We start from the raw sequence: 12,777 nt of genomic DNA, 5'->3' as shown, positions 1-12,777 counted from the left end.
CATGGCCAGCACCCGTTCTTCGCGCCTGGGCCCAGTGGTGGACATGGCCGAAAAGGCCGAAAAAACCGCCGTGCAACGCCTGGGTTACTTCCAGGGTCAGGTGCGCCTGGCGGAAAGCAAGCTGGGCGACCTGGAGCGCTTTCGCGGCGAATATCAGCAGCAGTGGATCGAGCGTGGCAGCAAGGGCGTCTCCGGCCAGTGGTTGATGGGCTACCAGGGCTTTCTCAACCAGTTGGAAACCGCTGTGGGCCAGCAGCGCCAGAGCCTGGCCTGGCACCAGAACAATCTTGATAAAGCCCGTGAAAGTTGGCAGGCGGCGTTTGCCCGCGTTGAAGGCTTGCGCAAGCTGGTGCAGCGTTATATCGACGAAGCGCGGGCGATTGAGGACAAGCGTGAGCAGAAGCTGCTCGATGAGCTGTCACAGCGCCTTCCCCGCCAGTCACAGTACTAACAGTTTCCACTTGCCTACTGTGGGAGCTGGCTTGCCTGCGATAGCATCACCGCTGTATCACTGATACACCTCGTCGCCTGCATCGCAGGCAAGCCAGCTCCCACATTGAGTGCTCGGTGTTGCCCAGATCCGGTTCAGCTGCTAAACCTTGTTGCACATTGCCAATGACAAGGAAGCAGTCACATGTCAGTCGAGTCAGAAGTATCCCTGGATGGGACGAAGTTGACGATTAAAGTAAGAGGCCGATTCGATTTCGGAAGCCACCAGACCTTTCGCGATGCCTACGAGCGGTTCTACAAGGTGCCCGACATCTACGTGGTAGATCTGAAAGAAGCCACCTATCTGGACAGCTCGGCGCTCGGCATGCTCCTGCTGCTGCGGGACCATGCCGGTGGCGATGAGGCCGAAGTGCAGGTCATCAACAGCAACTCCGATGTGCGCAAGATCCTCGGCATCTCCAACTTCGACAAACTGTTCGACATCAGTTGAGCACCTTGGCCCCGGTCCTTGAGCCACTGACGATCCTGATCGCCGAAGACAGCGCCGCCGATTTATTGTTGCTGTCGACCATCATTCGGCGTCAGGGCCACCAGGTGCTCACCGCCACCAATGGCGCGCAAGCCGTCGAGGTGTTTACCCGTGAGCGCCCGCAACTGGTGTTGATGGACGCCCTTATGCCGGTGATGGACGGTTTTGAAGCGGCGCGGCGGATCAAACAGTTGGCGGGTGAGGCGCTGGTGCCGATCATCTTCCTCACCTCGCTGCGCGAAAGCGAAGCCCTGGCCCAATGCCTGGATGCCGGTGGCGATGATTTCCTGCCCAAACCCTACAACCCGCTGATCCTGGCCGCCAAGATCAATGCCATGGACCGTCTGCGGCGCCTGCAGGCCACGGTATTGCGTCAGCGCGACCAGATCGCCCGGCACCACGATTACCTGTTGCATGAGCAACGCGCGGCCAAGGCGGTGTTCGACAAGGTAGCGCATTCGGGTTGCATCAATGCGGCGCCGAACATTCGTTACCTGCAATCGCCCTATGCGCTGTTCAACGGCGACCTGTTGCTGGCGGCGTACACGCCGTCCGGCGACATGCATGTGCTGCTCGGTGACTTCACCGGCCATGGCCTGCCGGCCGCAGTGGGCGCCATGCCGCTGGCGGAAGTCTTCTACGGCATGACCGCCAAGGGTTACGGCCTGGCGCAGACCCTGCGCGAGATGAATGCCAAGCTCAAGCGCATCTTGCCGGTGGACATGTTCTGCTGCGCCACGCTGGTGTGCCTGAGTACCCAGCGGCGCGTGGTGGAGGTATGGAACGGCGGCATGCCCGACGGCTATGTGCATGAGATCGCCACCGGCAAGCGTACGCCTTTGTTATCCCGGCACCTGCCGCTGGGTGTGCTTTCGGCACAGGCGTTTGATGACAGCACCGAAGTCTGGCCCATGGCCTTGGGCGACCGGGTGTTCTTGTTGTCCGATGGGGTGCTGGATACCGCCAACGCCAGTGAACAGTTATTTGGCGCGGCGCGTTTGCAGCAGGTATTTGCCAGCAATCGCAAGCCTGACCGCTTGTTTGAGGAGATTGAGCAGGCCCTGGCGGTGTTCCGGGGTGAGGCGCGCGATGATGTCAGCATGGTGGAGATCACCTTGCAGCCTGGCCAGCCGTCGCGGGCGGCTGAGCCGCTGTATGCCGACAGTGGCCAGTCGTGCCCGTTGGATTGGTCGGTGAGCTTCGAGTTTCGTGCGCGAACGCTCAAAAGCTACAACCCGTTGCCGTACCTGTTGCAATTGCTGCTGGAGATTCATGGCCTGCGTGGGCAAAGCGGGGCGCTGTACAGCGTGATGGCCGAGTTGTATTCCAATGCGCTGGAGCATGGCGTGCTGGGCCTGGATTCGCGACTCAAGCGCGATGCCCAAGGATTTGCCGAGTATTACCGCCAGCGCAATGAGCGCCTGACGCAGTTGAACAGCGGTTATGTGCGGGTACATGTGCAGGTGGTGCCGACTGCCACGGGCGGCAAAATGACGCTGCGCATCGAAGACAGTGGCCCAGGGTTTGACGTGGAACAGGTGCTGGCGCGGCCGCTGGATATCGACCGTTTGTCTGGCCGGGGGCTGAGCCTGGTACGGCAACTGAGCAGCGATGTACGCTGGACCGATGGCGGGCGCAGTGTGTGCGTGGAGTTTTGCTGGGGGGCTCTGGCATAATCCGCCGATTCTTGATCAAGGAGCGAACAAGTGCTTGAGATTCATCTGGACCCTGATGTGCTGACGGGCCTGCAGGAAGTGATGGAAAGCGAATATCCGAAATTGCTGGATACCTTTCTGGACGATTCGCAAAAGCGTATCGATGCGTTGCGCAAGTCGCGTGGTGACGCCAAGGCGTTGGGCCGGATTGCCCATAGCTTCAAGGGCAGCAGTGGCAACCTTGGGGCGGTGCGGTTGGCGCAGTTGTGTCAGCGGCTGGAGGTGGAGTCCGTCGAGTTGTCGGCGGACTTGGGTGCGCTGGTTGATCAGATTGATCATGAGTTTGCGTTGGTGCGGCCGCTGTATGAGTCGGAAAGGCAGCGCTTTCAGCTTTGAATTGAGTCGCCAAGCCGGTCTCGGCCAAATGTGGGAGCTGGCTTGCCTGCGATGGCATCGACTGGTTTTGCCTGATACACCGAGGTGTCTGCATCGCAGGCAAGCCAGCTCCCACAGAGCACAATGGATCTACCGTCAAAAAACCAAACCTGGCCCGACTCTTGCTCTATCTCCCGATACTGCATCCCCGACCCCCAATGCAGTGGAGACCTTTAACTATGCCAGTCGCCCCCAATTCGCTCCTTCAGGCTGCCGCTGCGGCCAAGCCTCAAGCGCCGGCCGCCACACCGCCTGTAGCGGCCGCGGACCCACGGGACAAGGGCCCTGGTTTCGCTCAAGTGTTTGCCAACCAAAGCCCCAAGCCCACGCTGAAGACCGATGACACTCCGGTCAAAATCTCGCGTGACAAGCCTTCGGATACCAACACCAAGCCGGTCGCCAACAACGACAAGCCTGCCGCCAGCACGCCAGCGGTTGCCGATAGCGGCAATCCCTTGCCTGCCAAGCCGGCCAAGGCTGACGACAGCGCCAGCAGTGATGACGACAAGCCCGTCGACCCGGCCGTGGCGCAGCAGCCCCCGGCTGATCCGGTGGTCGACCCGGCATTGGTCGCCGTTGTTGCGCCGGTGCCTGTTCCGGTGCCAACGCCCGCGCCGGTAGCCACCCATGACGACACGGCCCAGCCGGTGGTCGCGGCGCCGCTTGCAGCCACCGATGACGCCAAGCAACCGGCTTTCGACCCTGAAGCCGATCCGCTGGATTCGATGCCGGCCGTGCGCTTGGCCATGGAGCAGGGCGGCCATGTGTCGGCCAGCAGCCAGACGCCACAGAAAGCCGCGCCGACCACCACTCAGGACCAGCCAACCGCCGCGCAGAACTTTGCCGCAGGTCTTGCCAGCATGGTCGACCAGCAAGCCACCAAAGACAGCACTGACCAGGGCGGCGACAAGGCCTTCAGTGGGCTGATCGAAGGTGGCCTCAAGGATTTGAAAGACGCCGGCAGCGACACGCGGGTGGATGATTTCGCCAACCGCCTGGCCGCGCTGACCCAGGCTGCCACGCCGAAAACCGCGAACGCCTTGCCGCCCGTGGCCAATGCGCCATTGGCCATGCACCAGAGCGGCTGGACCGAAGAGGTGGTCAACCGCGTGATGTACCTGTCCAGCGCCAACCTCAAGTCGGCGGAGATTCAGTTGCAACCGGCTGAACTGGGGCGCCTGGATATCAAGGTCAATATGACCGCCGACCAGCAAGCCCAGGTCAACTTCATGAGCGGCCACGCCGTGGTACGTGAAGCACTGGAAAGCCAGTCCGGCCGTTTGCGCGAGATGTTTGCCCAGCAAGGCATGGGGCAGGTCGACGTCAACGTCTCCGACCAGTCGCGTGGCTGGCAGGGTCAGGGCCAGGAGCAACAGCAGCAGAATCAGGCCCGCGGCATAAGCGGCAGTGGTGGGCGTGGTGATGGCGGCGATGCGGGTGACGCTGCTGAAGTGGCGGCGGCGGTCGCGCCGGTGAGCCAGACCGTGATCGGCTCCAGCGCCGTCGATTACTACGCCTGACTTGAGCCAAAAAACGCGGTCAATGTGGGAGCTGGCTTGCCTGCGATGGCGCTGTATCAGGCACAGAGATGTGAGCTGATCCACCGCTATCGCAGGCAAGCCAGCTCCCACATTTGATTTTGGGTGTTCGCCGTTCCCCGGTTAGTCAGACAACTCTGGCATAACACTTGCTCTTGCCTTCCCGTAGATCTATGAATCCCCGAATAGTGACGGATTATTGGCATGGCGAAGAGTGACGACGCAGCAGCAACCCCACCCGCAGGCAAAGGCAAGCTCAAGCTGATCCTGCTGATTGTGCTGGGCCTGCTCCTGGCCATTGGCGCCTCGATTGGCGGCACGTGGTACATCATGCACAGCAGCGCGAGCAAACCGGCTCCCGCCGCCGAAACCGCCACTAACGTCAAGCAACCGGCAATCTTCGAGCCGATGCTGCCGGCCTTTGTCGCCAACTACAATCAGAACGGTCGCCAACGCTACCTGCAGGTGAGCATCACCTTGCTGGCGCGTAACCAGGCGGACCTGGATGCGCTTAAAGTGCATATGCCGGTGATCCGCAACAACCTGGTGATGCTGTTCTCCGGGCAGAGCTTCGACAGCCTGGCCACCCCGGTCGGCCAGGAAATGCTGCGCCAGAAGGTCACTGCCAGCGTGCAGGAAGTGGCCCAGAAAGAGCTCGGCAAAGTCGTGGTCGAGCAGGCGCTCTTCACTAACTTCGTATTGCAGTAGGATCACGACATGGCCGTGCAAGACCTGCTGTCCCAGGATGAAATCGACGCGCTGTTGCATGGCGTCGACGATGGTCTGGTACAGACCGAAATGGCTGCCGAACCCGGCAGCGTCAAAAGTTATGACCTCACCAGCCAGGATCGCATCGTCCGTGGGCGCATGCCGACCCTGGAGATGATCAATGAGCGTTTCGCCCGTTACACCCGTATCAGCATGTTCAACATGCTGCGCCGCTCGGCAGACGTAGCGGTAGGCGGCGTGCAGGTGATGAAGTTCGGCGAGTACGTGCATTCGCTGTATGTGCCCACCAGCCTCAACCTGGTCAAGATCAAACCGTTGCGCGGTACCGCGCTGTTCATCCTCGACGCCAAGCTGGTGTTCAAGCTGGTGGACAACTTCTTCGGCGGCGACGGCCGCCACGCCAAGATCGAAGGGCGTGAATTCACCCCTACCGAATTGCGTGTGGTGCGCATGGTGCTGGAGCAAGCCTTCATCGACTTGAAGGAAGCCTGGCAGGCGATCATGGAAGTCAATTTCGAGTACATCAACTCGGAAGTGAACCCGGCCATGGCCAACATCGTCGGCCCCAGCGAAGCCATTGTGGTCTCCACCTTCCACATCGAGCTTGATGGCGGTGGCGGCGACCTGCACGTGACCATGCCGTACTCGATGATCGAGCCGGTGCGCGAAATGCTCGACGCCGGTTTCCAGTCCGACCTCGACGACCAGGACGAACGCTGGGTCAAGGCCCTGCGCGAAGACCTGCTGGACGTCGACGTGCCTTTGAGCGCCACTGTGGCCCGTCGCCAGCTGCGTTTGCGCGATATTTTGCACATGCAACCGGGGGACGTGATCCCCGTGGAGTTGCCGGAAGAGCTGATCATGCGCGCCAATGGCGTGCCGTCGTTCAAGGTCAAGCTCGGTTCCCACAAGGGCAACCTGGCGTTGCAAGTGATCGAACCGATCAACCGTCGCTGATCTGCCCCTTCTATCGATGAATTTTTGCTGCGCCGAGGACATGTAATGGCTACCGAACACGAAAACACTTCCGCCGAAGACCAGGCCCTGGCTGACGAATGGGCTGCGGCCCTGGAAGAAACCGGCGATGTCGGCCAGGACGACATCGACGCGCTGCTGGCCGCCGACGCCGCCATGGCGCCGGCCGGCAAACGCCTGCCGATGGAAGAATTCGGCAGCGTGCCGAAAAACAACGACCCGGTGACCCTCGACGGCCCGAACCTGGATGTGATTCTCGACATTCCGGTGTCGATCTCCATGGAAGTCGGCAGCACCGAAATCAACATCCGCAACCTGCTGCAACTCAACCAGGGTTCGGTGATCGAGCTCGACCGCCTGGCCGGTGAGCCGCTGGACGTGCTGGTCAACGGCACCCTGATCGCCCATGGCGAGGTGGTGGTGGTCAACGAGAAGTTCGGCATCCGCCTGACGGACGTGATCAGCCCAAGCGAACGCATCAAGAAGTTGCGCTGAGATGAAGTATTCGATGGCGGGACTGTTTCTGGCGCTGCCATTGAGCGCCCTGGCGGCTGAGCCGGTCGCCCAAGCGGCGGCTGCGGCACCTGTGGTCAGCAGTGGTATCGGCGGCCAGTTGACCCAGCTGGTGCTTGGGTTGTTGCTGGTAGTCGGTCTGATCTTCGTGCTCGCCTGGCTGATGCGCCGCGTGCAGCGCATCGGGCCGGGCAATGGCCAGGTGATCGAGATGATCGGCTCGCGCGCCCTCGGCCCGCGTGATCGGCTGGTGCTGGTGCAGGTGGGCGAAGAGCAAATCCTGCTGGGTATCACGCCCGGCCGCATCACCCCGTTGCACGTACTCAAGACGCCGGTGGAAGCGACCAGGACCGAGACCGCCACGCCGGAATTCGCCCAGCGCCTGATGGAGTTGCTGGGCAAGGATCAGAAGGATAAGAAGTAATGCGCGTTTTATTGACGCTCATGCTGTTGCTGGCCGCGCCGCTGGCGTTGGCAGCCGACCCGTTGTCGATCCCGGCGATCACCCTGGGCACCAACGCGGCCGGCGCCCAGGAATACTCGGTCAGCCTGCAGATTTTGCTGATCATGACCGCGCTGAGTTTTATCCCGGCGTTTGTCATGCTGATGACCAGCTTTACGCGGATTATCATCGTGTTCTCGATTCTGCGTCAGGCCCTGGGCCTGCAGCAGACACCGTCGAACCAGATCCTCACCGGCATGGCGCTGTTCTTGACCTTGTTCATCATGGCGCCGGTGTTCGACAAGGTGAACCAGCAAGCCTTGCAGCCCTATCTGGCCGAGAAACTTACGGCCCAGGATGCGATCGACAAAGCCCAAGGCCCGATCAAGGACTTCATGCTCTCGCAAACCCGCTCCAGCGACCTGGAGCTGTTTATGCGCCTGTCCAAGCGCACCGACATTGCCACGCCGGATCAGGCGCCGCTGACCATCCTGGTGCCGGCCTTCGTCACTTCCGAATTGAAAACCGCGTTCCAGATCGGCTTCATGATCTTTATCCCGTTCCTGATCATCGACCTGGTGGTGGCGAGCGTGCTGATGGCCATGGGGATGATGATGCTGTCGCCGCTGATTATTTCGTTGCCGTTCAAGATCATGCTGTTTGTGCTGGTGGACGGCTGGGCGCTGATTATCGGCACCCTGGCCAGCAGTTTCGGCGGGGTGTAGTGACATGACGCCAGAAGTAGCGGTCGACCTGTTCCGTGAAGCGCTGTGGCTGACCACCATGATGGTCGCCGTGCTGGTGGTGCCGAGCCTGTTGGTGGGCCTGCTGGTGGCGATGTTCCAGGCCGCGACCCAGATCAACGAACAAACCTTGAGCTTCCTCCCGCGTTTGCTGGTGATGCTGATCACCCTGATCGTCGCCGGCCCGTGGCTGGTGCAAACCTTTATGGAATACATCCTGCAGCTGTACGGCAGTATTCCGCAGTTGATCGGCTGACCGGATGCAATCTGTGCTGGCCTTGACCGACACCCAGATCAGCACCTGGGTGGCGTCTTTCATTTTGCCGATGTTTCGCGTCACGGCAGTGCTGATGACCATGCCGGTGTTCGGGACCACCTTGGTGCCGAGGCGCATCCGCCTGTATTTTGCCTTCGCCATTACCGTGGTCATCGTGCCCGGTTTGCCGCCGATGCCGCCGGTGAATGCCCTGGACCTCAGTGCGTTGTTGCTGATTGCCGAGCAGATATTGATCGGCGCGCTGATGGGCTTCTCGCTGACGTTGTTCTTCCAGGCCTTTGTAATCGCCGGGCAAATTATCTCGATCCAGATGGGCATGGGCTTCGCGTCCATGGTCGACCCCACCAATGGTGTGTCGGTGGCGGTGATCGGGCAGTTCCTGACCATGCTGGTGACCTTGATTTTCCTGGCGATGAACGGCCATCTGGTGGTGTTCGAGGTCATGACCGAAAGCTTCACCACCTTGCCGGTGGGCTCGGGGCTGGTGGTCAATCACTTCTGGGAATTGGTCGGCCGCATGAGTTGGGTATTGGGCGCCTCGTTGTTGCTGGTGTTGCCGGCGATTACTGCGCTGCTGGTGGTCAACATCGCGTTTGGCGTGATGACTCGCGCGGCGCCGCAGCTGAACATTTTCTCGATTGGTTTCCCGCTGACCCTGGTGTTGGGCATGGGGATTTTCTGGATCGGCATGGCCGACATTCTCAATCAGTATCAACCGCTGGCCACCGACGCCTTGCAGTTTTTACGTGATCTGGCACGGGCGCGTTGAGCCATGGCCGAGAGCGAGAGTGGCCAGGACAAAACAGAAGACCCCACGGAGAAACGTAAAAAGGACTCCAGGGAAAAGGGCGAGATTGCCCGCTCCAAAGAACTCAATACCCTGGCGGTGATGCTCGCCGGTGCCGGGGGCCTGCTGATCTACGGCGGTGGCCTGGCGCTGGACCTGATGGAGTTGATGAAGCTCAACTTTTCGCTGCCGCGCGAAGTGCTGCTGAGCCCCGGCGCCATGGGCCAGTACCTGTTGCACTCGGGCAAGATCGCGATTCTGGCAGTGCAGCCGGTGCTTATCACCCTGTTGCTGGCGGCGCTGATCGGGCCGGTTTCCTTGGGTGGCTGGCTGTTTGCCGCCGGCAGCATGGCGCCCAAGTTCAGCCGCATGAACCCTGGGCCTGGGCTTAAGCGTATGTTTTCCACCAAGGCGCTGGTGGAACTGCTCAAGGCGCTGGCGAAATTTATCCTGATCCTGTTTGTGGCGTTGACGGTGTTGTCCTCCGACATCGACGACTTGCTGCGCATCGCCCATGAGCCGCTGGAGTCCGCAATTATTCACAGTGTGCAGGTGGTGGGCTGGAGTGCGCTGTGGATGGCCTGCGGGCTGATCATCATCGCCGCCGTGGACGCGCCGATTCAGCTGTGGGAAAGCCACAAGAAACTGCTGATGACCAAGCAGGAAGTGCGTGACGAGCACAAGGACCAGGAAGGTCGCCCCGAGGTCAAACAGCGGATTCGCCAACTGCAGCGCGAAATGTCCCAGCGCAAGATGATGGCGGCGGTGCCGGATGCCGACGTGGTCATCACCAACCCGACCCACTACGCCGTGGCGCTCAAGTACGACCCGGAGAAGGGCGGCGCGCCGATGTTGCTGGCCAAGGGCAGCGACTTTACCGCGCTGAAGATTCGCGAAATCGCCGTGGCCAACGACATTCTGCTGCTGGAATCGCCGGAGCTGGCGCGGTCGATCTTCTACTCCACCGACCTCGACCAGGAGATCCCCGCTGGCCTGTACCTGGCCGTGGCGCAGGTGTTGGCCTACGTGTACCAGATCCGCCAATACCGCGCGGGCAAGGGCAAGCGGCCAGACCCGCTCAAGGACCTGCCGATTCCGCCGGAGCTGCGCCGCGATTCCTGAGTCGTCCTGCACCGACGCCATCGCAGGCAAGCCCGGCTCCGACCTCGCGTTTTTTCCTGCCCGTGCGCCGAGCTTGCAGCGCGCCGTTCGGCGCATGATCTAAACCCCAATGGATAGGGAGCCTCACGGACAACCAAAGTTTGAGTTGTGCGCAGGGAAAATATAATTAGTCATAACTGACCTATTAAAGCGAATTTTTCCATATAAATAGTCATATCTGACTGTTAGCAAGGTATATGATTTTTCCTCGCGCACGCCAATAGCACTATAATGGTCAAAACTGACTAATAATGCTGATTTCATGCCCTTAATAAGTCAGATTTAGCCATTAGTAAAAATTAAACGAGGCCTGCCATGTCCTTCATGCATTTGCTCAGCTCCCCCGCAGAGATCGCTCGCGATGTGGGGAAAAATGCAAAAAAGCTACGGCTATCGAAAAACCTCACGAGGAAGACCTTGGCAGAGCTTTCAGGGGTATCGGAGTCGTCGATCCAGCGGTTCGAGACTGCAGGTTCTATTACTCTCGAATCGATGATTCTGCTCGCCACCGCGCTCGATGAGCTGACTCCGCTAACGACTCTGTTTAAACCTTCGCAGCCGAACTCCCTCACAGAGCTGAAAAACTCAAAGCGCAAACGGGGTTCTAAATGAAACCGCGCCAGGATTATCCGAAGCTGAAGCGTTTCGAATCCCTTGAGGTCACCAAAAGCGGTGTGAAAGTCGGTGATCTGTACAGGGAGGAGGGGGTTGGGATTTTTTTCACTTACGACCCGGTATGGCTCGCTACAGGCTTCAACCTGTCGCCGTTCACGATGAAGTTTGACGACAAACCCCAGCTTGCTCGTGCTCCTGAACTGTTCGAAGGATTGCACGGCCCCTTTGCGGACTCTCTTCCAGACGGCTGGGGCATGCTGCTGATGGACAGATTCCTTAATGCCACATTCGGTGAGGGAACTGCTTACACAGTTACTGCCCTGGATCGGCTCGCTTACATGGGCGACAGAGCCATGGGAGCGTTTGAGTACCATCCAAAAGCGGAAAGAGGAGAGCTGAGGGGGACAATTAACCTTGCAGAGCTCTTCGAGAATTCCGTGGAAGTCCTGTCAGGAGACACTTCGGCAGTGCTTACCAAGCTCAGGCTTGCAGGGGGATCGCCTGGTGGTGCCCGCCCTAAAGCGATTGTCGCAATGTCTCCTGATGGGCAGCATGCAACGTCCGCTTTTGGGCCAATTCTGCCGGGCTATGATCACTGGATAGTCAAATTCAGGGCACCAGATGAGCCGGTTGAAACCGGCGCAATTGAGTATGCTTACTACCTGATGGCCAGGGACGCAGGTGTCGAAATGGCTGAGTCGACTGTCCTGAACATGACCATGCATGACGGTAGTCGCGAGGGCTTCTTCGCAACAAAGCGCTTTGACCGGCAGCGCGATAAAAAGCTTCACATGATCACGGTTTCTGCGCTTATGTACGCTACGTACAAACTGCCATCCATGGACTACAGCGGGCTACTGAAGCTCACAAACATGCTGACGCGTAGTGCCGCAGAGGTCGAAAAAATGGCCAGGGTGATGGTTTTCAATGCACTGTTTCACAACTACGACGATCACACCAAGAACTTCGCGTTCATCGGGCGTGAGCCAGAGAAGCCTGGCGACGAAGCAAGGTGGACGCTCGCGCCGGCATACGACCTGACTTTCTCGGAGGCTCGGGGTGAACACACAACGGCATATAACGGTCGAGGGAAGGCAATCCGGAGGCTGATTCAGGAGCTGTGCGCAGACTACAAGTACCTCAAGCCGAACGACTACATTGAGCAAACGCTAGCCGCATTTGCCCAATGGGATGACATTTTCAAAAGTGTAAGGATTCCCCTCAAAGCAGGCGCCGGTTACAAAGCTGTTCTGGAACAAGACCATGACTACTTCAAACTGATACGACCTACCAGGCGCTGACACCTCGTAGGTGAGAATCGGAACGTTTGAACACCAGCCTTGAAGCTCCGCACCCTGCTTGGGCAACCCCTTCGGTTGCTCCCTTGTCCGAACTTGCCGGACTGGCTGCGGTGCAGGCACGGCGGGCGGAGCCCTTGGCGGCATAACAACCAGCGCTGCCATCTGTCTAAAGTTCAGCGTTACCTGTCAACTTTGACAGTATCCATTGCACCGCCTTCACTGTTACATAGAGCGGCGAGGTGCGCCGTCATGCGCGGCTCGGGAGAGCGGTCATGGACAGGGCTACGGTCAGGTGGTTTGACGCCGTCAAGGGCATTGGTTTTGTCGCCCGCGACCGCGAAGGCAATGCAGTACCCGTTCAGGCAACGGGCAATCCCTGCAGCGAAATCGATGCGCCGCCCAAGGCGCGCAAATCCCGCAAACGAAAAAAATAACCCCCCGCCTGCTCAGCAAACAATCACTACCACTGGTCGTTAATCCCCGTCTACCTGTCAACTCTGACAGTAGTCAGCTCTGCGTTCTCGCGGTTTGATGGTGCCAGGCACTGTACGCAAGTAGTAACGAGATGCAGGGGAAGGGTGATGGAAGCGGTGACGGGGACGATCAAGGTTTATAACCGCAAGACCG

Annotated in this window: 16 protein-coding genes; all 16 read left to right on the top strand. The window is 59.6% G+C overall.

From position 1 onward, the window contains the following. Nucleotide 1 precedes the first annotated feature (1 nt). Entirely contained in the window at nucleotides 2-451 is a 450-nt protein-coding gene (gene fliJ, locus HBO41_RS01095) for a flagellar export protein FliJ (RefSeq protein ID WP_169984826.1), read from the top strand. Nucleotides 452-634: 183 nt separating this feature from the next. After that, a complete protein-coding gene (locus tag HBO41_RS01090) occupies nucleotides 635-940 on the top strand; it encodes an STAS domain-containing protein (RefSeq protein ID WP_017134941.1) in 306 nt (101 codons plus the stop codon). After that, entirely contained in the window at nucleotides 937-2,655 is a 1,719-nt protein-coding gene (locus HBO41_RS01085; RefSeq protein WP_169984823.1) for a fused response regulator/phosphatase, read from the top strand. The genes HBO41_RS01090 and HBO41_RS01085 overlap by 4 nt, the downstream gene beginning before the upstream one ends. Before the next feature lie 30 nt (nucleotides 2,656-2,685). Continuing rightward, a complete protein-coding gene (locus HBO41_RS01080; protein ID WP_099548879.1) occupies nucleotides 2,686-3,030 on the top strand; it encodes an Hpt domain-containing protein in 345 nt (114 codons plus the stop codon). 218 nt (nucleotides 3,031-3,248) lie between these two features. Beyond that, nucleotides 3,249-4,589, top strand: a complete 1,341-nt coding sequence (locus tag HBO41_RS01075; RefSeq protein WP_169984821.1) for a flagellar hook-length control protein FliK — start codon at nucleotides 3,249-3,251, stop codon at nucleotides 4,587-4,589. Nucleotides 4,590-4,811: 222 nt separating this feature from the next. After that, a complete protein-coding gene (gene fliL / locus HBO41_RS01070) occupies nucleotides 4,812-5,315 on the top strand; it encodes a flagellar basal body-associated protein FliL (RefSeq protein WP_017134945.1) in 504 nt (167 codons plus the stop codon). Between the two features lie 9 nt (nucleotides 5,316-5,324). Beyond that, complete coding sequence (gene fliM / locus HBO41_RS01065; RefSeq protein WP_010166091.1) at nucleotides 5,325-6,293, top strand: flagellar motor switch protein FliM; 969 nt, start codon at nucleotides 5,325-5,327, stop codon at nucleotides 6,291-6,293. 45 nt (nucleotides 6,294-6,338) lie between these two features. Next, nucleotides 6,339-6,806: a flagellar motor switch protein FliN gene (fliN, locus tag HBO41_RS01060; protein WP_017134946.1), complete on the top strand. Its 468-nt coding sequence runs from the start codon at nucleotides 6,339-6,341 to the stop codon at nucleotides 6,804-6,806. 1 nt (nucleotide 6,807) lies between these two features. Continuing rightward, nucleotides 6,808-7,248 carry a flagellar biosynthetic protein FliO gene (gene fliO / locus HBO41_RS01055; protein WP_169984819.1) on the top strand — a complete coding sequence of 147 codons (441 nt, stop codon included), beginning with the start codon at nucleotides 6,808-6,810 and terminating at the stop codon, nucleotides 7,246-7,248. After that, entirely contained in the window at nucleotides 7,248-7,991 is a 744-nt protein-coding gene (fliP, locus tag HBO41_RS01050; protein ID WP_017134948.1) for a flagellar type III secretion system pore protein FliP, read from the top strand. Before fliO ends, fliP begins: the two co-directional genes overlap by 1 nt. 4 nt (nucleotides 7,992-7,995) lie before the next feature. Then, the gene (gene fliQ, locus HBO41_RS01045) at nucleotides 7,996-8,265 is read left to right on the top strand and encodes a flagellar biosynthesis protein FliQ (RefSeq protein WP_003214552.1); all 270 of its coding nucleotides are present in this window, start codon (nucleotides 7,996-7,998) and stop codon (nucleotides 8,263-8,265) included. Nucleotides 8,266-8,269: 4 nt separating this feature from the next. Beyond that, nucleotides 8,270-9,055: a flagellar biosynthetic protein FliR gene (gene fliR / locus HBO41_RS01040; protein WP_017134949.1), complete on the top strand. Its 786-nt coding sequence runs from the start codon at nucleotides 8,270-8,272 to the stop codon at nucleotides 9,053-9,055. Nucleotides 9,056-9,058: 3 nt separating this feature from the next. Beyond that, nucleotides 9,059-10,195, top strand: a complete 1,137-nt coding sequence (gene flhB / locus HBO41_RS01035; protein ID WP_056859763.1) for a flagellar biosynthesis protein FlhB — start codon at nucleotides 9,059-9,061, stop codon at nucleotides 10,193-10,195. A gap of 354 nt (nucleotides 10,196-10,549) precedes the next feature. After that, nucleotides 10,550-10,846, top strand: coding sequence for a helix-turn-helix domain-containing protein (locus HBO41_RS01030; RefSeq protein WP_099548883.1), 297 nt, complete (start codon nucleotides 10,550-10,552; stop codon nucleotides 10,844-10,846). Continuing rightward, a complete protein-coding gene (locus tag HBO41_RS01025) occupies nucleotides 10,843-12,150 on the top strand; it encodes a type II toxin-antitoxin system HipA family toxin (protein ID WP_169984817.1) in 1,308 nt (435 codons plus the stop codon). The genes HBO41_RS01030 and HBO41_RS01025 overlap by 4 nt, the downstream gene beginning before the upstream one ends. Before the next feature lie 272 nt (nucleotides 12,151-12,422). After that, the gene (locus HBO41_RS01020; protein ID WP_017134952.1) at nucleotides 12,423-12,584 is read left to right on the top strand and encodes a hypothetical protein; all 162 of its coding nucleotides are present in this window, start codon (nucleotides 12,423-12,425) and stop codon (nucleotides 12,582-12,584) included. Nucleotides 12,585-12,777: the final 193 nt, after the last annotated feature.

This window comes from Pseudomonas sp. WS 5146, from assembly GCF_012985495.1.
GTDB classification, from domain to species: domain Bacteria; phylum Pseudomonadota; class Gammaproteobacteria; order Pseudomonadales; family Pseudomonadaceae; genus Aquipseudomonas; species Aquipseudomonas edaphica.
The sequence above is the reverse complement of the archived record's forward strand: the minus strand, read 5'-3'. Positions and strand labels throughout refer to the sequence as shown.